Below are 22,218 nucleotides of genomic sequence, written 5' to 3' on the forward strand. Positions count from 1 at the left end.
AAAGAGAAGTGAGGCAAAAAAAGCCCAAATACCCTTTTAAAAACAATGCCAGTCACCTTAAGTGACTGGCATTAGCCCGAAGGCTGGTTTTTCACATCAATCGCTGAGGTTATCAGCAACGGACATTATCAGGCATCGTTGAAACGACGCGGTGCGCGCTGACCATCGCGGTTACCGTTACCACGGCGCTCGCCGCCTTCACGACGTTCACCACTGAACGGACGACCACGACCACCACCGGTGCGATCGCCAAATCCACGGGCACCACGATCGCTACGCTCACCACCATCACGGCGCTCACGGCGTTCATGCGGCTGTGCATCACCCATCAGTTGCATGTTCATCGGCTTGTTCAGAATACGCGTACGGGTAAAGTGCGACAGCAGGTCTCCCGGCATACCTTTCGGCAGCTCGATAGTGGAGTGCGAAGCAAACAGTTTGATGTTACCGATGTAACGGCTGCTGATGTCGCCTTCGTTGGCAATCGCGCCCACGATATGACGCACTTCAACGCCATCATCACGGCCCACTTCGATCCGGTACAGATCCATTTCACCCACGTCACGACGCTCGCGACGAGCCGGGCGATCATCACCACGCGGAGCACGATCGTTGCGCTCGCCACGACGTTCGAAACGCTCATCACGATCGCGGAATTCGCGACGCGGACGGCGCTCAACCACCGGATCCGGCGGCAGAATCAGCGGACGTTCGCCCTGCGCCATCTTCAACAGTGCGGCGGCCAGTGTTTCGATATCCAGCTCTTCCTGCGGCTGCAGTTTGCCAAGCAGCGCACGGTACATGTCCAGATCGCTGCTTTCCAGTTGCTGCTGCACTTTAGCGGCAAATTTCGCCAGACGACGCTGACCGAGCAGTTCGGCGTTCGGCAATTCCACCTCAGGAATAGTCAGCTTCATGGTGCGTTCGATATTACGCAGCAGGCGACGCTCGCGGTTTTCCACGAACAACAGCGCACGACCAGCACGACCGGCACGGCCAGTACGGCCGATACGGTGTACGTAGGATTCGGAATCCATCGGGATATCGTAGTTCACCACCAGGCTGATACGATCAACATCCAGACCACGTGCAGCAACGTCAGTCGCAATCAGGATATCCAGACGACCGTCTTTCAGACGTTCCAGCGTTTGTTCACGCAGCGCCTGATTCATGTCACCGTTCAGCGCGGCGCTGTTATAACCACTGCGCTCCAGCGCTTCGGCCACTTCCAGCGTAGCGTTTTTGGTACGCACGAAAATGATCGCAGCATCAAAATCTTCAGCTTCCAGGAAACGGATCAGCGCTTCGTTTTTACGCATGCCGTATACCGTCCAGTAGCTCTGGCTGATATCCGGACGCGTGGTCACGCTGGACTGAATACGCACTTCCTGCGGATCGTTCATAAAGCGACGAGTGATACGACGAATCGCTTCCGGCATCGTAGCGGAGAACAACGCTGTCTGATGCTCAGCCGGGATCTGCGCCATGATGTTTTCCACATCTTCGATGAAGCCCATGCGCAGCATTTCGTCAGCTTCGTCCAGCACCAAACCACTCAGGTTTGACAGGTCCAGCGTACCGCGTTTCAGGTGATCCAGCAGACGTCCCGGCGTACCGACAACCACCTGCGGCCCCTGACGCAACGCGCGCAACTGCACGTCATAACGCTGACCACCATACAGTGCGACCACATTGACGCCCTGCATGTGTTTGGAAAATTCATTACAGGCTTCTGCAACCTGCACCGCCAGTTCACGGGTCGGTGCCAGCACCAGCAACTGCGGTGCTTTCAGATCAGCCTTGATATTGTTCAGCAGCGGCAGGGAAAATGCCGCGGTCTTGCCACTCCCGGTTTGCGCCATACCCAGTACGTCGCGCCCGTTGAGCAGATGAGGAATACATTCCGCCTGAATCGGGGACGGTTTTTCATACCCCATCTCAGACAGTGCATTCAGAATAGGAGCAGACAGCCCCAAGCTAGCAAAAGAGGTTTCAAACTCTGCCATGTAAACTTTGCCTCACTTCAAAATGGCGGCCAGTCTACATAACTTGTCGAGAAAATACTCAATCATTTTCATTGAAAAGTGTGAACCGGCTCAAATTGGATTAAAAAGCGAACAAAAAAGCCTCGCCCGTTAAGGCGATGAAGAAATCGTCATGATCTCTGGCTGAAAGGTGTTCGTCAGCTATTGCTGGTCCGATCCTGATAGGTCGTCTTGCTCTTGGCCTAACTGCGCCAATTCCAACAATGCATAGCGGTGCTCAACAAAATTGTGAACATTGTTAGCAACCGTCAGCTTGAACAACGCCTCGGCGGTGTTCTTGTCCCCCAGACTTAGGTAGTGCTTACCTAAATAGAAGTCAGTTTCACTGAGATGCTCGGCGAGCGAAGTGTTATCCTTAGCTTCTTCCTGTACACGCTGCATCAGCGCTTTTTCGCTGATGTTGCCCAGGTAGAATTCGACAATCGTCCATCCCCACACACCTTTCTTTGCACCCTCATAGCGTTCTTTCAACGCCAGTTTGGCTTTCTCGGGATTGATTTCTCTCTCCACCAGATAAAGCCACAGGGAACGGAAAGGATCATTAGGATCGTCGCGATAAAACGCTAGCAGATCATCCTGCGCCAACTGGTAGCGACCGCCGTAGTACAAAGCGATGCCCCGATTCAAACGCGCATAATTGTAAGTTGGATCAAGCTCTAATACAGAATCAAACGCTTCATAGGCAGCATCAAAATTGCCTGCCTGCGTCAAGTAAATGCCGAGATAGTTAAACACTTCCGGCATATCGGGACGGATAGAAAGCGCTTGTGAAAAATCATTTCGCGCCAACGCCCGTAACCCGAGGCTATCATACAGCACTCCGCGCTCATATAACAGCTGTGCTCGCTCATCGGGAGTAATTGCCCGGCTCGCCAGGATTTGCTCCATGCGCGCCAGGATGACTTCCTGCTGCAACGTAGGCTGCAACGGAACCGCCAGCACTGCATCTTTGCGCCAATCCGTGTTGCTGCATCCTGCCAGCATAATTGCTGTCGCAACATAACACCAGCGCAAGAAAGGCTTCATTTCCCACTCCCGAAGACAAACATTGGATGAACATCCTGTCCCCGACTGCTCAGCATAAGGATATCCGTTCCTTATAATACACGCAGCTCCTTCACACTGTAAGGAGCTGCCAATTGATTATCCGCTATTATTCTGCCTCAGAAACCGGTGTGGTTTCCTGAGGTTGAGCAGTTGCTTCTTTTATGCTCAAACGGATACGACCCTGACGGTCCACTTCCAGCACCTTAACCGGTACTTCCTGGCCCATCTGCAGATAGTCGGTCACTTTCTCAACACGCTTGTCGGCGATCTGAGAAATATGAACCAGACCCTCTTTACCGCCACCGATGGCAACAAACGCGCCAAAGTCAACGATACGAGTCACTTTGCCCTGATAGATGCGGCCCACTTCGATTTCAGCCGTGATCTCTTCGATACGACGAATCGCGTGTTTCGCTTTTTCGCCGTCGGTCGAGGCGATCTTCACCGTACCGTCATCTTCGATCTCGATAGTCGTACCGGTTTCTTCAGTCAGCGCACGGATAACAGAACCGCCTTTACCGATCACATCTTTGATCTTGTCAGTGCTGATCTTGATAGTGTGGATACGCGGTGCGAATTCGGAGATATCGCCACGCGGCGTGCTGATAGCCTGTTCCATCACACCCAGAATGTGCAAACGCGCACCCTTGGCCTGATTCAGCGCCACCTGCATGATTTCGCGGGTGATCCCTTCGATTTTGATGTCCATCTGCAACGCGGTCACGCCTTCACGGCTACCGGCTACTTTGAAGTCCATATCGCCCAGGTGGTCTTCGTCACCCAGAATATCAGACAGGACAACGTAGTTGTCGCCTTCCTTCACCAGACCCATCGCGATACCGGCAACAGCCGCTTTGATCGGCACGCCTGCATCCATCAGCGCCAGCGAAGCACCACAGACGGAAGCCATGGAAGAAGAACCGTTGGATTCGGTAATTTCAGACACAACACGTACGGTGTACGGGAAGGCTTCCGGTTTCGGCATAACAGCCAGCACACCACGTTTAGCCAGACGACCGTGACCGATTTCGCGGCGCTTCGGCGACCCAACCATACCGGTTTCACCTACAGAGTACGGAGGGAAGTTGTAGTGCAGCAGGAAGCGATCAGTACGCTCACCAGTCAGTTCATCAATGGTCTGTGCATCACGCTCAGTACCCAGCGTCGCGGTAACCAACGCCTGAGTTTCACCACGGGTGAACAGCGCAGAACCGTGAGTACGCGGCAGCACGCCAGTACGAACATCCAGACCACGGATCATGTCTTTTTCGCGACCGTCGATACGCGGTTCGCCACGCAGCACACGGCTACGTACCACGTTTTTCTCGATGCTGCCGAGGATGTCACGCAGTTCGTTTTCGTCCAGCGTTTCATCTTCTGCCAGCAGGGCTGCAACCACGTCAGCTTTGATGGTATCGACCTGCGCGTAGCGTTCCTGTTTTTCAGTGATGCGATAAGCGTCACCCAGACGCGCTTCAGACAACGCCTGCACACGGTTGTGCAGTTCGACGTTCACTTCCGGCGCCTGCCAGTTCCACTTCGGTTTACCCGCTTCTGCCGTCAGTGACTTGATGTTCTCGATAACAACCTGTTGCTGATCATGACCGAATACCACTGCACCCAGCATCTGATCTTCGCTCAGCAGGTCTGCTTCGGATTCCACCATCAGTACCGCGCCTTCAGTACCAGCGACGACCAGATCCAAACGGCTGGTTTTCAGCTCTTCGGTCGTCGGGTTCAGCACGTACTGATCGTTGATGTAACCAACGCGAGCGGCACCAATCGGGCCATTGAACGGGATACCCGACAGACTCAGCGCCGCAGAAGCACCGATCATGGCAACGATATCCGGGTTAACCTGCGGATTCACGGAAACCACAGTGGCGATAACCTGGACTTCGTTAACGAAACCATCTGGGAACAGCGGGCGAATCGGACGGTCAATCAAACGGGAAATCAGCGTTTCGCCTTCGCTCGGACGGCCTTCACGGCGGAAGAAACCACCGGGGATACGACCAGCAGCGTAGGTACGCTCTTGATAGTTAACAGTCAGCGGGAAGAAATCCTGGCCCGGTTTAGCGTGTTTGGCACCCACAACAGTTACAAATACTGCGGTGTCATCCATGCTAACCATAACAGCGGCAGTGGCCTGACGAGCCATCATGCCGGTTTCCAGTGTTACGGTATGTTGACCGTACTGGAATTTACGAACGATCGGATTTAGCAAAATACTATCCTTTACCAGAGGCGCGCACCATATCCCTGATATGGCGCACCAGTTAAATACCCGATCCGCTCATTACATCCTCGCGACTAATGACAGACTTTATTCTGATAACGCTATTTTCGATGCAGCTATTTCCCATGCACCTCTATATAGCAACAGTAATAAATAAAGCCTCTCATTAGCCGCGCGAATCGCTGTAATTACGGATCCTATTCACAACAGCAATACATTACTCTGTTTTGCTGGTACTTCCTAGAAGAAAGGGGCCCAAAGAGGCCCCTTTCTCCTGAAACTCGTCGAATTAGCGACGCAGACCCAGACGTTCAATCAGGGTAGTGTAGCGTGCCAGATCTTTACGCTTCAGGTAGTCCAGCAGCTTACGACGCTGAGAAACCATACGCAGCAGACCGCGGCGGCTGTGGTGATCTTTCTTGTGCTCAGCAAAGTGACCCTGCAGATGATTAATCTGCGCGGTCAGCAGAGCAACCTGGACTTCGGTAGAACCGCTGTCATTCGTGCCACGACCAAATTCCGCAACAATTTTCGCTTTTGCTTCAACGCTTAGAGACATGATTTACTCCAAAATAATATAGATAGAACGGGCGCCGATCTCTAATTCAGCAGCCCAAGATTTAAGCCGCGCTATTTTACTCTTAGCGCTATATAATCGCAAGGCGCTCAGACACCCGTCGGCTCAGGGTTTTCTACTACCAGACGGCGCGGTGCCACCCGTCCTTCGTCATCGATTTCACCCATACCGATGAATCGGTGTTCGTCACCCTCAGTGATACGCACCATACCATCGGTCGGTACAGCGGTAGCACGCACGGCCTGGCCGAGTTTAAGGTAACCCGCCACCACCGGTGACAGATTCACCTCTGGAAACGCCTGCACAGCGGTATCCATTGGTAACAGCAGTACATCCAGCAAGTCACCAATTGGTTGTTCTTGTGCTTCTGCCTGTTCACGCAGCGTCTGTAACTGCTCCAGCGTGACCATACGCTCGGTAGGATACGTCGCCACCTGCAAACGGCGCAGATACATCACATGAGCGCCACACCCCAGCTTCTCACCCAGATCATCAATGATGGTACGGATGTACGTTCCCTTGGAGCAGTGGATTTCCAGCTCCAGTTCGTCGGCTTCCCAGCGGATAAACTGCAACTCATAGACGGTGATGTCACGCGCTTCCCGCGGCACAACCAGCCCTTGACGGGCGTACTCGTAGAGCGGGCGGCCCTGGTATTTCAGAGCAGAATACATCGACGGTACCTGCTGGGTATCGCCGCGAAAGCTGTCCAGCGCCAGCATTAACGCGTCATGCGTAAATGTGACGGGACGTTCCTGGATAACATTACCGTCGGCATCAGACGTATCGGTCCGTTGCCCCAGACGGGCTATCACCCGGTAACGCTTATCGGCATCCAGCAGGTATTGGGAAAACTTGGTCGCTTCACCCAGACATATCGGCAGCATACCGGTCGCCAATGGATCCAGTGCGCCCGTATGCCCGGCTTTGTTGGCATTGAAGAGGCGCTTTACCTTCTGCAGGACATCGTTAGATGACGCCCCTTGTGGTTTATCCAGCAGTAGAACGCCGTGGATATCACGACCACGACGGCGAGGACGCGACATTACGCCTCCTGCTCATCATCTGTGTCAGATGTACGACGCTCGGCATCGCGTTTAACCACGCGGGTCACCAGATTGGACATCCGCATCCCTTCGACCAGAGAGTTGTCATAGGAGAAGGTCAGTTCAGGTACGACGCGCAGACGCATCGCCTTACCCAGCAGCATACGGATAAAACCGGATGCATCCTGTAATGCCTTCACCCCGGCTTTAACCTGCTCCGGCTCGTTGTCATTCAAAAAGGTCACAAATACTTTGGCGTAAGCCAGATCGCGTGACACTTCTACGCCGGATACTGTCGCCATACCGACACGCGGATCTTTCACTTCACGCTGAATAATAATGGCGATTTCTTTTTGCATTTCCTGCGCCACACGCTGCGTGCGGCTGAATTCTTTTGCCATGATGAATCCTCAAAGAAAAATTGGGGGGCACTCGGCCCCCCAGCATGAAAACATCAGGTACGTTGTTGCACGTATCACTCGATGGTGCGTTTGATCTCAATAGTTTCAAACACTTCGATCATGTCACCGGTGCGAACATCGTTGTAGTTCTTCACGCCGATACCACATTCCATACCATTACGGACTTCGTTGACGTCATCCTTGAAGCGACGCAGGGATTCCAGCTCACCTTCAAAGATAACCACGTTGTCACGCAGCACGCGAATCGGGTTGTGACGTTTCACCACCCCTTCGGTCACCATACAGCCAGCAATCGCGCCGAACTTCGGTGACTTGAACACATCGCGCACTTCCGCCAGACCGATAATTTCCTGCTTGTATTCCGGTGCCAGCATACCGCTCATTGCCTGTTTCACTTCGTCGATCAGGTCATAGATAACGGAGTAGTAACGCAGATCCAGGCTTTCTGCTTCAACGATACGACGAGCAGAGGCATCCGCACGGACGTTAAAGCCAAGGATAATCGCGTTGGAGGCAGCAGCCAGTGTGGCATCGGTTTCGGTGATCCCACCCACGCCGGAACCCACAATCTTGACTTTGACTTCGTCGGTAGACAGCTTCTGCAACGAATCGGAAATGGCTTCCACAGAGCCCTGAACGTCGGCTTTCATTACGATGTTCAGTTCGGATACTTCGCCTTCGGTCATGTTGGCGAACATATTTTCCAGCTTGGACTTCTGCTGACGCGCCAGTTTCACTTCGCGGAACTTACCCTGACGATAAAGCGCAACTTCACGTGCTTTCTTCTCGTCACGGACAACCGTCGCTTCGTCACCCGCAGCCGGTACACCGGACAGACCCAGAATCTCTACCGGAATAGACGGACCTGCTTCGGTAATTTCGCGGCCCAGTTCGTCACGCATGGCACGAACACGACCGTATTCAAAGCCACACAGTACGATGTCGCCCTTGTTCAACGTCCCTTCGCGCACCAACACGGTAGCTACCGGGCCACGGCCTTTGTCCAGGAAGGATTCGATGACCACACCACTGGCCATACCGCTGTGAATGGCTTTCAGTTCCAGTACTTCAGCCTGCAGCAGGATAGCTTCCAGCAGTTCGTCGATGCCTTCGCCACTCTTGGCAGAAACATGTACAAACTGGGATTCACCACCCCACTCTTCCGGCATAATACCGTACTGGGAGAGTTCGTTTTTAACGCGATCCGGATCAGCTTCCGGTTTATCGATTTTGTTAACAGCCACAACCACCGGCACTTTAGCCGCTTTGGCATGCTGAATAGCTTCAATCGTCTGCGGCATCACACCGTCATCAGCAGCCACTACCAGCACCACGATATCGGTCGCCTGAGCACCACGAGCACGCATAGCGGTAAACGCCGCATGCCCCGGGGTATCCAGGAAGGTAATCATGCCGTTATCCGTTTCAACGTGGTAAGCACCGATATGCTGGGTAATACCACCCGCCTCGCCTGCCGCCACTTTGGTTGAACGAATGTAGTCCAGCAATGACGTCTTACCATGGTCAACGTGACCCATGATGGTGACCACCGGCGCACGTGATTCTGATTCGGAGGACAGACCGGTATCACGGTCGCTCATTACCGCTTCTTCCAGCTCGTTTTCACGGCGCAGGATCACTTTGTGACCCATTTCTTCCGCGACCAGCTGAGCAGTTTCCTGATCGATAACCTGGTTGATGGTTGCCATCGCTCCCAGTTTCATCATCGTTTTGATGACCTGAGAACCTTTGACCGCCATTTTGTTGGCCAGCTCGGCAACGGTAATGGTTTCGCCAATCACAACATCACGGTTGACCGCCTGCACAGGCTTATTAAAGCCTTGTTGCAGCGTACTCGGCTTACGTTTGCCTTTGCCGCCGCGAGTCACCGCACGGGCTTCTTCACGGTCAGCTTTCGACTCAGACAGGCGATTGCCTTTCTTCTGTTTGGTTACTTTGCCACCGCGACCGCGACCGCGGCCACCTTCGACCTGACGATCGTTCTCATCTTCCGCTTCACGCGCATGATGGGAGGTGGTTACGTGATAATCGGCGTCTTCGGTAACTTCGCTGCCTTCTTTTTCCCAGCGTCCGGCATTTTCTTCTGCCATACGGCGAGCTTCTTCAGCGATACGACGAGCTTCTTCCTCGACCTTACGACGAGCCGCTTCTTCCGCCTTACGCTTGAGTTCAGCCGCTTCCGCTTCGCGACGCGCTTTCTCAGCCTGAGCTGGTTTAGTCATACTATCGTTTTGTTGATTGCTCACTTTCTCTTTTTCCGCTACGTCACGCTTAGCTTTTTCGGCGGCCTCACGTTTGGCTTGCTCTTCAGCAACGGCGCGTTTTGCCTTCTCTTCTTCCTCACGTTTGGCTTTTTCTTCAGCTTCACGTTTGGCTTGTTCCTCAGCAGCGCGCTGTGCCTGTTCTTCCGCTTCACGCCGTGCCTGCTCTTCCTCAGCCGCAGCTTGCTGCTCTTCGTGAGGATCGCGTTTTACATAGGTGCGTTTCTTGCGGACTTCGATCTGCACCGATTTGCTCTTACCACCGGTGCTGGGAATATTTAACGTGCTACGTGTCTTACGCTGCAAGGTCAATTTCCCTGGCGCAGCACCGCGATCACGGTTCAGGTGCGCCAATAGTGTTTCTTTTTCGTTCTGAGTCACAGAGTCCGACGCAGATTTGGTGATCCCCGCATCAGCAAACTGCTGTATCAGGCGGTCAACCGGCGTTTGGATCTCTGCGGCCAGTGATTTCAGGGTTACATCTGTCATGCTGTTCCTTTCCTGCTACAGTTCGTTATTCGTTACTGCCACCAAACCAACAGATATTACGTGCGGCCATAATCAGCTCACCGGCTTGTTCTTCATTAAGCCCTTCGATATCTGCCAGGTCATCGACGCCCTGCTCAGCAAGATCTTCCAGCGTGCAAACACCGTGAGCTGCTAGTTTAAACGCCAGCTCACGTGACAGACCAGATAAATTGAGCAAATCTTCTGCCGGCTGACCGTTGCCACGGTTCTCTTCATTCGCCAGAGCCAGTGTGGTCAGCGCCGCTTTCGCACGCTCACGCAATGCCTCGATGGTTTCTTCATCCAAACCATCGATTTCCTGCAACTCATGGATGGGGACATAAGCCAGCTCTTCTAGTGAAGAAAAGCCTTCTTCAACCAGCGCAGTAGCGAACTCTTCGTCGATATCCAGATGTTTGGTGAAAATATCGATAGCAGCATGGGCTTCGGCCTGATGTTTAGCCTGCAAGTCCTCAATGGTCATCACGTTCAGCTCCCAGCCACTCAGTTGGGAAGCCAGACGCACGTTCTGACCGTTACGGCCGATGGCCTGAGCCAGGTTACCCGCCTCAACCGCGATATCCATGGTGTGTTTATCTTCATCAACCACGATGGATGCCACATCAGCCGGTGCCATAGCATTAATCACGAACTGTGCCGGATTGTCATCCCACAGGACGATGTCGATACGCTCGCCGCCCAGTTCGCTGGATACTGCCTGAACGCGTGCACCACGCATCCCCACGCACGCACCGACCGGGTCGATACGCTTGTCATTGGTTTTAACCGCGATTTTAGCGCGGGAACCTGGGTCGCGGGCAGCGGCTTTGATTTCAATGACTTCTTCACCGATTTCCGGCACTTCGATGCGAAACAGTTCAATCAGCATTTCAGGGCGGGAACGGCTCACAAACAACTGCGCGCCACGCGCTTCCGGACGAACGGCGTACAATACACCGCGAATACGGTCGCCTGGGCGGAAATTTTCACGCGGCAGCATATCTTCACGACCGATCACCGCTTCGGCATTACTACCCAAATCCAGCGTGATGTTATCGCGGTTCACTTTCTTCACTACACCGGTAACAATTTCGCCTTCCTGCTCGCGGAACTGATCAACCACCATCGCACGCTCAGCTTCACGCACTTTCTGTACGATAACTTGCTTAGCGGTCTGCGTGGTGATGCGGTCGAAAGTTACGGATTCGATCTGATCTTCGATGTAACCACCCAGATCAATACTCGGCTCTTCGAACTGCGCCGCTTCCAGCGTGATTTCACGTGTTGGCTGGGTTACTTCGTTGACAACCTGCCAGCGGCGGAAAGTATCGAAATCGCCGGTTTTACGGTCGATGCAAACACGAACATCAATTTCCTGCTCGTATTTTTTCTTGGTCGCTGTCGCCAGTGCAGTCTCCAGCGCTTCAAAAATCTTTTCGCGCGGCACGGCTTTTTCATTGGAAACCGCTTCAACAACAGCCAGAATCTCTTTATTCATCCTAGTTGCCTCATCCAAACTTTAAAAGTGGGGTACCAGGTTCGCCTTCTGGATATTGCTCAGCGCGAACACTTCATCTTTGCCTTCCACTGTTACGGTAATCATCTCACCTTCGACGGATTTGATAATACCTTGCCACTTGCGGCGATTCTGAACCGCCATGCGCAGTACCAGACTCACTTCTTCACCCACAAAATGCGCGTAATGTGCAGCAGTAAAAAGCGGCCGGTCCAGGCCCGGTGACGACACTTCCAGGTTATAGGCAACGGATATGGGATCCTCAACATCCAATACCGCACTGACCTGGTGGCTAACATCAGCACAATCATCAACAGTGATACCATCTTCACTATCAATATAGATACGCAGTGTCGACTGGCGTCCCCGGATGAACTCAATACCCACCAGCTCATAGCCAAGGGCTTCAACAGGTGCCGAAATCATCTCTGTTAACTTTTGTTCTAATGTGGACAAGCCCACCCCCAAGACATAAAAAAAGGGCTTAATAGCCCAGTAATTCTGCTGTCAGATAACAAAAAACCCCGATATATCGGGGCTTTATGCAACTGGACCCTATTTACCGCAAACTGCTGCGGTATAACTACCATCAAGTATTCTTTCAAAATTCACCGTAAACAGTACGCTTGATGCAAAACAGTTTATTTGAAAAAAAACTTTTCTGGGAAGTTAAGTGGTTGCGGGGGCCGGATTTGAACCGACGACCTTCGGGTTATGAGCCCGACGAGCTACCAAGCTGCTCCACCCCGCGTCCGAAAACGTGGCAAATACTACGCTGACAACCGCGAAAATGCAAGTTATCTATAGGATTGGTACCGAGGACGGGACTTGAACCCGTAAGCCCAATCGGGCACTACCACCTCAAGGTAGCGTGTCTACCAATTCCACCACCTCGGCATCACAATTTGTTTTTATCATCAATATTTTTGTTGATGAAACGTCTGCGATTATTTAGGAATATCGCTCGACGGTGCAGCTGGTGCTTTAGGCTGATCTGCTTTCTCAGCAGCAGCCGGCTGACTCAGGTTATCCCAGCCACTGCTTTTTTTGCTGTGGTCAGAACTCATGTTGCCCAGAATCAGACTGAGTACGAAAAACAGCGTGGCAAACAGCGCCGTCATTCGGGTCATGAAATTGCCGGAACCGCTAGAACCAAACAGCGTAGCGGAAGCACCTGCTCCGAACGACGCTCCCATATCTGCACCTTTACCTTGCTGCAGCATGATAAGACCAACAAGGCCAATCGCTACCAGCAGGAAAATTATCAGAAGAGCTTCGTACATAATTGTACCCGTTATGTATCCCCACCATTCGGCAAGGCATCGCTAATTCTTGCGGTTCACCCGCGACTATCCGCAACAGGACGTGTTACATCCCCTATAAAGCGGGTCTGAATACTAACTAAAGCCTCGGATGTACGCAAGGGTAATTTGGTGCCCATTAACTGATTGAGGAAAAAAACAGCGTATCGGGAAAAAAGACCGGAAAATACTGATTACTCAGTGGTTCACACATTTGTCAGCGTGGTGGCAAGAGTCTCAGCCCCTTGCCACTGTTTCAGTCCGCCGTGTTGCCGTTTAGCCTGCGGCTTTTACTGCATCCGCAATGTGGTTTGCCATCTGTGTCACGGTCGCCTCATCTTCCCCTTCCACCATCACACGAATTAGCGGTTCCGTACCCGATTTACGCAGCAACACCCGACCACGACCGGCCAGTTGTGCTTCCACTTCCTGGGTCGCCTGTTTCACCGCATCGCTTTCCAACGGGTCACCCTCACCGGAAAAGTGAACATTCACCAGTATTTGCGGGAAGAGTTTCATACCGCTGCACAGGTCATGCAAGCTCATGTGGTTGCGAACCATCGCCGTCAGCACCTGCAAGCCTGCGATAACCCCATCACCCGTCGTCGTTTTATCTAGCAGGATAACGTGGCCTGAATTCTCCGCCCCCAGCCGCCAGCCTTTTGACTGCATCAACTCCAGAACATAACGGTCACCCACTTTAGCGCGGGCAAACGGCACACCAAGCTGTTTTAGCGCGACTTCAAGCCCCATGTTGCTCATCAGCGTGCCGACCGCCCCACCACGGAGCTGGCCCTGACGCAATGCTTCACGTGCGATGATATACAGGATCTGGTCGCCATCCACTTTGTTACCCTGGTGATCAACCATAATCAGACGATCACCATCACCATCAAACGCCAGGCCCACATCAGCCTTTTCAGACAGTACGCGTTCCTGAAGTTGGGTCACATCGGTCGCGCCACACTGCTCATTGATGTTCACCCCATCAGGCTCACACCCAATCGCAATCACCTTGGCACCTAACTCGCGCAATACGCTGGGTGCAATGTGGTACGTTGCGCCATTCGCACAATCCACCACGATTTTGAGGCCATTAAGACTCAGCTCACTCGGAAACGTACTTTTGCAGAACTCAATATAACGCCCGGCGGCATCGACGATACGACTCGCCCGACCCAATTCGGCGGATTCTACGCAAGTCAGCGTTTTTTCCATTTCCGCTTCGATCGCCTCTTCTACTTCATCTGGCAACTTGGTGCCGTCAATCGAAAAGAATTTGATGCCGTTATCGTAGTAGGGGTTATGAGACGCTGAAATAACGATGCCAGCCTCTGCACGGAAAGTCCGGGTAAGATACGCCACCGCCGGGGTTGGCATCGGGCCGGTGAACGATGCTGACAGCCCTGCGGCAGCCAAACCTGCTTCGAGCGCAGACTCCAGCATATAACCCGAGATACGGGTATCCTTGCCGATAATGATCTTTCTGGAACCGTGGCGTGCCAGTACTTTACCGGCTGCCCAACCCAATTTCAGTACGAAATCAGGTGTAATCGGCAGATCGCCCACTTTGCCCCGAATACCATCAGTGCCAAAATATTTGCGGCTACTCATATTTGTTGTTATTCCTTCGCTGATAGAGTTGCTTCGACTACACGTATCGCATCCACCGTCGCTTTCACATCATGGACGCGGATAATATGGGCCCCTTTCATGGCAGCAATCACTGCACACGCCACACTCCCGTAAACCCGCTCAAGCGGCGGGACACCCAGCAGTTGCCCAATCATGGTCTTTCTGGACATGCCAACTAATAGCGGTAAGCCAAATTGGTGTAAGTTTTCCAGACGTCCCAGCAGCCGATAATTATGCTGCAAATTCTTGCCGAACCCGAACCCGGGGTCCAGCAATAACTGTTCTCGTGGCATACCAGCAGCGGTACAGCGGGCAATATGATGCTCAAAAAATGCCATAACCTCACCCACGACATCATCATAATGCGGGGTGTGTTGCATGGTTTTGGGTAATCCCTGCATATGCATCAGGCAGACGGGCAAACCTGTTGCTACCGCAGCCTCCAGCGCTCCTGGTTCTCTGAGAGCACGAATGTCATTAATCAGATGGGCACCTGCCTGCGCACTGGCGGTGATCACTTCCGGTTTAGACGTATCGACTGAAATCCAGGTTTCAAAACGTTGTGCCAACGCTTCCACCACCGGAACAACGCGATCCAACTCTTCTTGCGTGCTGACTTCATCAGCACCAGGCCGGGTAGATTCACCACCAACATCGATGAAAGTCGCACCCGCTGAGATCATCTGTTCAGCATGGATCAATGCAGCGTTGAGGGTATTGTGCTTACCACCATCAGAAAAGGAATCAGGGGTGACATTCAGGATCCCCATAACCTGGGGACAGGAGAGATCTAGCGTTAATCCGCGCGCGTTCAATTTCATGTTCTGTATCTCAGTGCGTTTGGTCAGTGTGCCCTTCTGGAGTAAAAAACCCCGGCAAGCCGGGGTTTGAGGGGATTGGCAGCCCAGATGAGGACTGTCACACCATAGTTGTCTTACTTGTCGTTCAACGGCCCAGACATCGTATTACCCGATGTTGGGGCATGGGGTTCATCCGCCGTTGTCGGCGCTTTAGGTGTTCCGCCATTATCAGACGAGGAAGAGTTATTACCCGGTGTCGGCTCTTCCCAACCAGCCGGAGGACGAACATCCTTGCGAGACATCAGATCGTCAATTTGCGGCGCATCGATAGTTTCATACTTCATCAATGCGTCTTTCATTGAGTGCAGAACGTCCATATTCGCCATCAGCAACTCACGGGCACGCTGATAGTTACGCTCGATCAACGCCTTCACTTCCTGATCGATGATGCGTGCGGTTTCATCCGACATGTGCTTGGCTTTAGCAACAGAACGGCCGAGGAACACTTCACCTTCCTCTTCCGCGTACAGTAACGGCCCTAGTTTTTCCGAGAAACCCCACTGCGTTACCATGTTACGTGCAATAGACGTCGCCACTTTAATATCGTTGGACGCACCGGTAGAAACATGTTCCGGCCCATAGATGATCTCTTCAGCCAGACGACCGCCGTACAGCGTAGAAATCTGGCTTTCCAGCTTCTGACGGCTGGCACTGATAGCATCGCCTTCAGGCAGGAAGAACGTCACCCCTAGTGCACGACCACGCGGGATAATTGTCACTTTGTGTACCGGATCATGCTCAGGTACCAGACGCCCGATAATGGCATGCCCAGCTTCGTGATACGCTGTGGATTCTTTTTGCGCCTCGGTCATGACCATAGAGCGACGTTCCGCCCCCATCATGATTTTGTCCTTGGCCTTTTCGAATTCCACCATAGAGACCACACGACGATTGCCACGAGCGGCAAACAATGCGGCCTCGTTGACCAGGTTGGCCAAATCGGCACCGGAGAAACCGGGCGTACCGCGAGCAATAACGGAAGCATCAATGTCCGGCGACAGCGGCACTCGACGCATGTGAACCTTCAGAATCTGTTCACGGCCACGCACATCAGGCAAACCAACCACAACCTGACGGTCAAAACGACCGGGACGCAACAACGCCGGGTCCAGTACGTCAGGACGGTTAGTAGCGGCGATAACAATAATACCTTCGTTACCTTCAAAACCGTCCATCTCAACCAGCATCTGGTTCAGCGTTTGTTCACGTTCATCGTGACCACCGCCCAGACCTGCACCACGCTGACGACCGACGGCGTCGATTTCATCAATAAAGATGATACAAGGCGCGGCTTTCTTAGCCTGTTCGAACATGTCTCTTACGCGCGAGGCACCGACACCGACAAACATTTCCACAAAGTCGGAACCCGAAATGGTGAAAAACGGTACCTTGGCTTCACCCGCAATGGCTTTCGCCAGCAAGGTTTTACCAGTCCCCGGTGGGCCAACCATCAGTACGCCTTTCGGAATTTTACCGCCCAGCTTTTGAAAGCGGCTCGGTTCGCGCAAATATTCAACCAGCTCGGCGACTTCTTCTTTGGCTTCATCACAGCCCGCCACATCGGCGAACGTGGTTTTAATCTGATCTTCAGTCAGCATCCGTGCCTTGCTTTTACCGAACGACATGGCACCTTTGCCACCCCCGCCCTGCATCTGGCGCATAAAGAAAATCCAGACGCCAATCAGCAACAGCATGGGGAACCAGGAGATGAAGATCGACGCCAACAGGCTCGGTTCTTCCGGCGGTTCACCAACAACTTTTACGTTTTTGGTCAGAAGGTTATCCAGCAGTTTAGGATCGTTGACAGGGATATACGTGGTGTAACGGCTGCTGTCTTTTTTGACAACATTGATCTCGCGCCCATTGATGCGCGCCTCACGGACCTGATCCTGATTCACTTCAGTCAAAAAGGTTGAATAATCCACCCTACGGCCATTCGACTCGCTGGGCCCAAAGCTCTGGAATACGGACATCAGCACAACTGCGATGACCAACCAGAGAATCAGGTTTTTCGCCATGTCACTCAAGGGATTAACCTCATATTACAACTGTGTTAAAGAATAGCGTCAGGGTACTATAGTTTACGGCCTGTCGCTACAATGTACACCTCACGGGACCGGGCTCGGGAGGCATCTGGCTTACGAATCTTTACCGTCGTAAACAGGGAGCGAATCTCGCGCAGGTACTCATCGAAGCCCACGCCCTGAAATACTTTCACTACGAAACTCCCACCTGGCGCTAATATATCCCGACACATATCCAGTGCAAGTTCAACCAGATACATCGCCCGGGGAATATCTACCGCCGGCGTACCACTCATGTTCGGGGCCATGTCAGACATCACCACCTGAACCTTTTCGTCCCCAACCCGTTCCAGCAGGGTTTTGAGCACTAATTCATCACGAAAGTCCCCTTGAAGGAAATCGACTCCAACAATAGGATCCATCGGTAAAAGATCACACGCGATAATGCGCCCTTTTCCGCCGATCTGGCTGACGACATATTGCGACCATCCGCCTGGTGCCGCCCCCAGATCTACCACAGTCATTCCGGGTTTAAACAGCTTGTCCGTTTGCTGTATTTCATCAAGTTTAAACCAAGCACGCGAGCGAAGCCCCTTTTTCTGCGCCTGCTGTACATATTTATCGCTAAAGTGTTCCTGCAACCAGCGACTGGAACTTGCAGAACGCTTTTTGTTAGCCATCGATTTTCCAACTATGATTTTTCTAACTAGTGTTAATTAAGATGCCAGCAGCGGACAACAGCGCCCAACGATAGCCAATCAGTATAGCCGGATTGGTGATAATCATCAGATGGCGGTAGAATAGTCCGCTTTCAATCCTAACCTAAGCAAAAAAGACAATGAATCTGAGTAACAAACAAAAACAGCACCTGAAAGGCCTGGCTCATCCGCTAAAGCCAGTCGTCATGCTGGGCAACAACGGCCTCACCGAAGGTGTACTGGCTGAAATCGAACAGGCTCTGGAGCATCACGAACTGATCAAGGTGAAAATCGCTACCGAAGATCGTGAAACCAAAGGGTTGATTGTCGATGCCATTCTGCGTGAAACCGGTGCCAGCAACGTTCAGGTTATCGGCCACACTCTGGTGCTCTATCGTGCGTCAAAAGAGCGCAAGATTGTGTTGCCTCGTTAACATTTTCGGTTCAGGTTACCTTGTTTCACCGCAAGGTTCCATGACCCGCTGGTGAAGAAAAAGGCCGATATCGGCCTTTTTCCTTTCTTTACAATCCAGACTGGCGTCTTGTTTGCTCGCCATTATCAGAGGTATTCAACCTTCAGAATTTCGTACTCCACCACGCCACCCGGTGTGCTGATCGTCACCACATCATCTTCTTCTTTGCCAATCAGGCCACGGGCAATCGGCGAATTCACAGAAATCAGGTTCTGCTTGAAGTCAGCCTCATCGTCACCCACGATACGGTAAGTCTGCTCTTCTTCCGTATCCAGGTTCATGACTGTCACCGTCGCACCAAAGATAACGCGACCATTGGCCGCCATTTTGGTGACATCGATGACCTGAGCATTAGACAGCTTGGCTTCAATTTCCTGAATCCGGCCTTCACAGAACCCTTGCTGCTCACGGGCCGCATGGTATTCCGCGTTTTCCTTCAAATCGCCATGTTCACGCGCCTCAGCGATCGCTGCGATAATTTCAGGCCGACGCACCGACTTCAGGAAGTCCAGCTCTTCGCGTAACTTTTCAGCACCACGCAACGTCATCGGAAATTGTTTCATATCGTCACTACCTCTAAAAAAATCCGTACGGCTCACGTTACCGTCATCCTGACGCGATAAAATCACCTGCGACGGAATGTTTCCATGCCAGTGCACCTGACAATTTAAACAAAAACCGCCTCGCCCGGAACATGACTTCCAGGCCAGACGCGTTTTTGCATTTTGATACGCATTTTACCCCAGAGTTCCACCAGGGTCATCGTTTACTTTATCCCTTGATGCGCCGTAGTATGACCACCACGTTACCCTGTACTTGATTGAGATTATGCGTTTTTTATCGACTCTGACCGGTTTTACCTGCGCAGTTGCCCTGCATGCCAACGCCGCCGCCATGGATGAGTACACCAAATACCTGCCAGATGGGGCCAATCTGGCACTGGTGGTGCAAAAAATCGGTGCCACGACGCCAACGCTCGATTACCACAGCCAACAGATGGCGTTACCTGCCAGTACGCAGAAGGTTATTACTGCGCTGGCAGCATTGTTGCAGTTGGGGCCGAATTACCGTTTCGTCACGACGATAGAAAGCAACGGTGCGCTTACCGGCGGAGTATTACGCGGCAATCTGACAGTACGCTTTAGCGGTGATCCTTCACTGAAACGTCAGCAGATTCGCAATATGGTACAGGAACTGAAAAAGCAAGGTGTCCGGGAAATCGGTGGTGACGTCTTTATCGACACATCCGTGTTCGCCAGCCACGATAAAGCCCCCGGCTGGCCCTGGAACGATCTGACCCAATGTTTCAGTGCGCCGCCTGCCGCAGCCATCGTCGATAAAAACTGCTTCTCTATTTCGCTTTATAGCGCGCCCAAAGCCGGTGACAACGCATTTATCCGGGTGGCATCCTATTATCCGGTGCATATGTTCAGTGAAGTACGCACACTGCCAAAAGGCTCGCCTGACGCCCAGTATTGCGAACTGGACGTCGTACCGGGCGAACTCAACCGATACACCCTCACCGGTTGCCTGACACAACGGGCGGAACCCTTACCGCTGGCGTTTGCGATTCAGGATGGTGCCAGCTATGCCGGGGCCATCGTAAAAGACGAGCTGGAACAGGCTGATATCCGCGTCGATGGAAACCTGCGACGCCAGACATTACCGGGTGCACCCGGCACAGTACTGGCGCAGACCGAATCCGAACCGCTGCATGACCTGCTGACGACTATGCTGAAAAAATCGGACAACATGATTGCCGATACCGTATTTCGCACCATAGGGCATGAGCGCTTCAAAGTGCCCGGCACCTGGCGAGCCGGGGCCGATGCCGTACGTCAAATCCTGCGTCAGAAAGCGGGTATTGATCTTGGCAACACCATTATCGTTGATGGCTCAGGACTCTCCCGACACAACCTGATCGCCCCAGCGACCATGATGCAGGTACTGCAATATATCGCCCAACACGATAATGAGCTGAATTACATCAAGATGCTGCCGCTGGCCGGTTATGACGGCACATTGCGCTATCGGGCGGGCCTGCACGAAGCCGGGCTTGATGGCAAAGTCTCAGCCAAAACCGGTTCTCTTCAGGGCGTATACAACCTGGCAGGGTTTATTACCACCGCCAGTGGTCAACGCATGGCTTTCGTGCAGTATCTCTCTGGTTATGCCGTACCACCGGAAGATCAAAAAGAGCGACGCATTCCGCTGGTCCGTTTTGAAAGTCGTCTTTACAAAGACATCAACCAAAACAATTAACCAGACAAAAAAATCCCCTATCTGCGGTTGCAGATAGGGGAAACATGTACAACTAACAAGCAAATCTTTCGACTAGCGACCTGATGATCGTCGCGGCATTAACGCTGATAAACGATTTCGACGCCTTCGTCGTCATCCTCATCCCAGTCGTCATCCCACTCTTCTTCCGCTTCTGCCTGGGCCGCTTCCAACTGCTCACGGTGATAGTCATCCCACATGAAATCGACTTTTTCAGGTGCCTTACTTTCGACTTCAGCCATTGCTTTCGGCTGCGTTTCCAGGAAGTTCATCACATCCCAGCACAGGGCATTCACCCCTTCACGGTTAGCCGCCGAAATCAGATAATATTTGCCTTCCCAGCCCAGCGCTGTGGCAATTGCCTTCGCACGGCTTTCCGCCTCGCTTTTCTCCAGCAAGTCGACTTTGTTAAATACCAGCCAGCGTGGTTTTTCTGCCAGAGATGCACTGTATTGCTGCAACTCATTGACGATCACTTTGGCATTTTCGATCGGATCAGATTCATCGATCGGTGCCAGATCGATCAGATGCAATAGCACACGACAACGCTCCAGATGCTTCAGGAAACGGATCCCAAGCCCGGCACCTTCAGATGCCCCTTCGATAAGCCCAGGGATATCCGCCACGACAAAGCTTTTCTCGCTATCCATACGCACAACGCCCAGACTCGGCACCAGCGTTGTAAACGGATAATCGGCTACCTTCGGTTTGGCCGCCGACACCGCACGGATAAAGGTCGACTTGCCCGCATTCGGTAACCCCAGCATGCCAACATCCGCCAGCAACAGCAACTCCAGCAGCAATTCACGCTCTTCACCCGGCGTACCATTGGTTTTCTGGCGAGGCGCACGGTTGACGGAAGATTTAAAGCGGGAGTTACCCAGCCCGTGCCATCCGCCTTTTGCGACCATCAATTTCTGCTGATTACGGGTCATATCGCCCAGCACTTCGCCTGTGCTTTTATCCAACACACGCGTACCAACCGGCACCTTGATGGTGATGTCTTTACCGCGCTTACCAGTACAGTCACGACTCTGGCCGTTCTGACCACGTTCTGCGCGGAAACTTTTCTCAAAACGATAGTCAATCAGGGTATTGAGGTTTTCATCCGCCAGCAGGTAGACATCACCGCCGTCGCCGCCATCACCACCATCAGGCCCACCGTTTGGAATATATTTTTCACGGCGGAAGCTGACACAGCCGTTGCCACCGTCACCCGCCACAACCAAAATAGTGGCTTCATCTACAAACTTCATGAACTATCTC

At 52.7% G+C, this 22,218-nt stretch carries 19 protein-coding genes and 2 tRNA genes; 2 read left to right on the forward strand and 19 right to left on the reverse strand.

Going from position 1 to position 22,218, the window contains the following annotated elements:
* Positions 1-128: 128 nt before the first annotated feature.
* From FAZ14_RS11915 to rlmE, 17 genes are all read right to left on the reverse strand, one after another.
* A complete protein-coding gene (locus FAZ14_RS11915) occupies positions 129-2,006 on the reverse strand; it encodes a DEAD/DEAH family ATP-dependent RNA helicase (RefSeq protein WP_153508596.1) in 1,878 nt (625 codons plus the stop codon).
* A gap of 12 nt (positions 2,007-2,018) precedes the next feature.
* Positions 2,019-2,078: a protein YrbN gene (gene yrbN / locus FAZ14_RS20475; protein ID WP_107760761.1), complete on the reverse strand. Its 60-nt coding sequence runs from the start codon at positions 2,076-2,078 to the stop codon at positions 2,019-2,021.
* Between the two features lie 108 nt (positions 2,079-2,186).
* Positions 2,187-3,071, reverse strand: a complete 885-nt coding sequence (gene nlpI, locus FAZ14_RS11925) for a lipoprotein NlpI (protein WP_016943787.1) — start codon at positions 3,069-3,071, stop codon at positions 2,187-2,189.
* 127 nt (positions 3,072-3,198) lie between these two features.
* A complete protein-coding gene (gene pnp / locus FAZ14_RS11930; protein WP_016943786.1) occupies positions 3,199-5,319 on the reverse strand; it encodes a polyribonucleotide nucleotidyltransferase in 2,121 nt (706 codons plus the stop codon).
* A 301-nt stretch (positions 5,320-5,620) separates the two neighbouring features.
* Positions 5,621-5,890 carry a 30S ribosomal protein S15 gene (gene rpsO, locus FAZ14_RS11935; RefSeq protein ID WP_012771120.1) on the reverse strand — a complete coding sequence of 90 codons (270 nt, stop codon included), beginning with the start codon at positions 5,888-5,890 and terminating at the stop codon, positions 5,621-5,623.
* A gap of 107 nt (positions 5,891-5,997) precedes the next feature.
* Positions 5,998-6,954, reverse strand: a complete 957-nt coding sequence (gene truB / locus FAZ14_RS11940; RefSeq protein WP_016943785.1) for a tRNA pseudouridine(55) synthase TruB — start codon at positions 6,952-6,954, stop codon at positions 5,998-6,000.
* On the reverse strand, positions 6,954-7,355 hold the full coding sequence (gene rbfA, locus FAZ14_RS11945; RefSeq protein WP_016943784.1) for a 30S ribosome-binding factor RbfA: 402 nt from the start codon (positions 7,353-7,355) through the stop codon (positions 6,954-6,956). The genes truB and rbfA overlap by 1 nt, the downstream gene beginning before the upstream one ends.
* Positions 7,356-7,429: 74 nt before the next feature.
* Positions 7,430-10,147, reverse strand: a complete 2,718-nt coding sequence (gene infB, locus FAZ14_RS11950) for a translation initiation factor IF-2 (RefSeq protein ID WP_016943783.1) — start codon at positions 10,145-10,147, stop codon at positions 7,430-7,432.
* 25 nt (positions 10,148-10,172) lie between these two features.
* Positions 10,173-11,663, reverse strand: coding sequence for a transcription termination factor NusA (gene nusA / locus FAZ14_RS11955; RefSeq protein WP_038903304.1), 1,491 nt, complete (start codon positions 11,661-11,663; stop codon positions 10,173-10,175).
* Between the two features lie 21 nt (positions 11,664-11,684).
* Positions 11,685-12,137, reverse strand: coding sequence for a ribosome maturation factor RimP (gene rimP, locus FAZ14_RS11960; RefSeq protein ID WP_026357807.1), 453 nt, complete (start codon positions 12,135-12,137; stop codon positions 11,685-11,687).
* 218 nt (positions 12,138-12,355) lie between these two features.
* Positions 12,356-12,432 (reverse strand) — tRNA-Met (locus FAZ14_RS11965).
* A 59-nt stretch (positions 12,433-12,491) separates the two neighbouring features.
* Positions 12,492-12,578: transfer RNA gene (locus tag FAZ14_RS11970), tRNA-Leu, on the reverse strand.
* Positions 12,579-12,628: 50 nt separating this feature from the next.
* A complete protein-coding gene (secG, locus tag FAZ14_RS11975) occupies positions 12,629-12,964 on the reverse strand; it encodes a preprotein translocase subunit SecG (RefSeq protein ID WP_012883338.1) in 336 nt (111 codons plus the stop codon).
* Between the two features lie 294 nt (positions 12,965-13,258).
* A complete protein-coding gene (glmM, locus tag FAZ14_RS11980; protein WP_016943779.1) occupies positions 13,259-14,596 on the reverse strand; it encodes a phosphoglucosamine mutase in 1,338 nt (445 codons plus the stop codon).
* An 8-nt stretch (positions 14,597-14,604) separates the two neighbouring features.
* Positions 14,605-15,438 (reverse strand): dihydropteroate synthase, encoded by an 834-nt coding sequence (folP, locus tag FAZ14_RS11985; RefSeq protein WP_038925124.1) that lies wholly within the window; start codon positions 15,436-15,438, stop codon positions 14,605-14,607.
* Positions 15,439-15,551: 113 nt separating this feature from the next.
* Positions 15,552-17,504 carry an ATP-dependent zinc metalloprotease FtsH gene (gene ftsH, locus FAZ14_RS11990; RefSeq protein WP_029456646.1) on the reverse strand — a complete coding sequence of 651 codons (1,953 nt, stop codon included), beginning with the start codon at positions 17,502-17,504 and terminating at the stop codon, positions 15,552-15,554.
* Between the two features lie 47 nt (positions 17,505-17,551).
* Positions 17,552-18,181, reverse strand: a complete 630-nt coding sequence (gene rlmE, locus FAZ14_RS11995; RefSeq protein WP_012883334.1) for a 23S rRNA (uridine(2552)-2'-O)-methyltransferase RlmE — start codon at positions 18,179-18,181, stop codon at positions 17,552-17,554.
* Between the two features lie 158 nt (positions 18,182-18,339).
* Between rlmE and yhbY the strand changes: the two genes are divergently transcribed.
* Positions 18,340-18,633: a ribosome assembly RNA-binding protein YhbY gene (yhbY, locus tag FAZ14_RS12000; protein ID WP_012771131.1), complete on the forward strand. Its 294-nt coding sequence runs from the start codon at positions 18,340-18,342 to the stop codon at positions 18,631-18,633.
* 125 nt (positions 18,634-18,758) lie between these two features.
* Here yhbY and greA read toward each other — a convergent pair whose 3' ends face one another.
* Entirely contained in the window at positions 18,759-19,235 is a 477-nt protein-coding gene (greA, locus tag FAZ14_RS12005) for a transcription elongation factor GreA (RefSeq protein ID WP_019843796.1), read from the reverse strand.
* Positions 19,236-19,500: 265 nt separating this feature from the next.
* Between greA and dacB the strand changes: the two genes are divergently transcribed.
* Positions 19,501-20,934 (forward strand): serine-type D-Ala-D-Ala carboxypeptidase, encoded by a 1,434-nt coding sequence (gene dacB, locus FAZ14_RS12010; protein ID WP_016943775.1) that lies wholly within the window; start codon positions 19,501-19,503, stop codon positions 20,932-20,934.
* 98 nt (positions 20,935-21,032) lie between these two features.
* On the opposite strand, the gene cgtA is transcribed toward dacB, so the two are convergent.
* Positions 21,033-22,208, reverse strand: a complete 1,176-nt coding sequence (gene cgtA, locus FAZ14_RS12015) for an Obg family GTPase CgtA (RefSeq protein WP_016943774.1) — start codon at positions 22,206-22,208, stop codon at positions 21,033-21,035.
* Positions 22,209-22,218 lie beyond the last annotated feature (10 nt).

The sequence above is a fragment of the Dickeya oryzae genome (assembly GCF_009372235.1).
Lineage (GTDB): Bacteria > Pseudomonadota > Gammaproteobacteria > Enterobacterales > Enterobacteriaceae > Dickeya > Dickeya oryzae.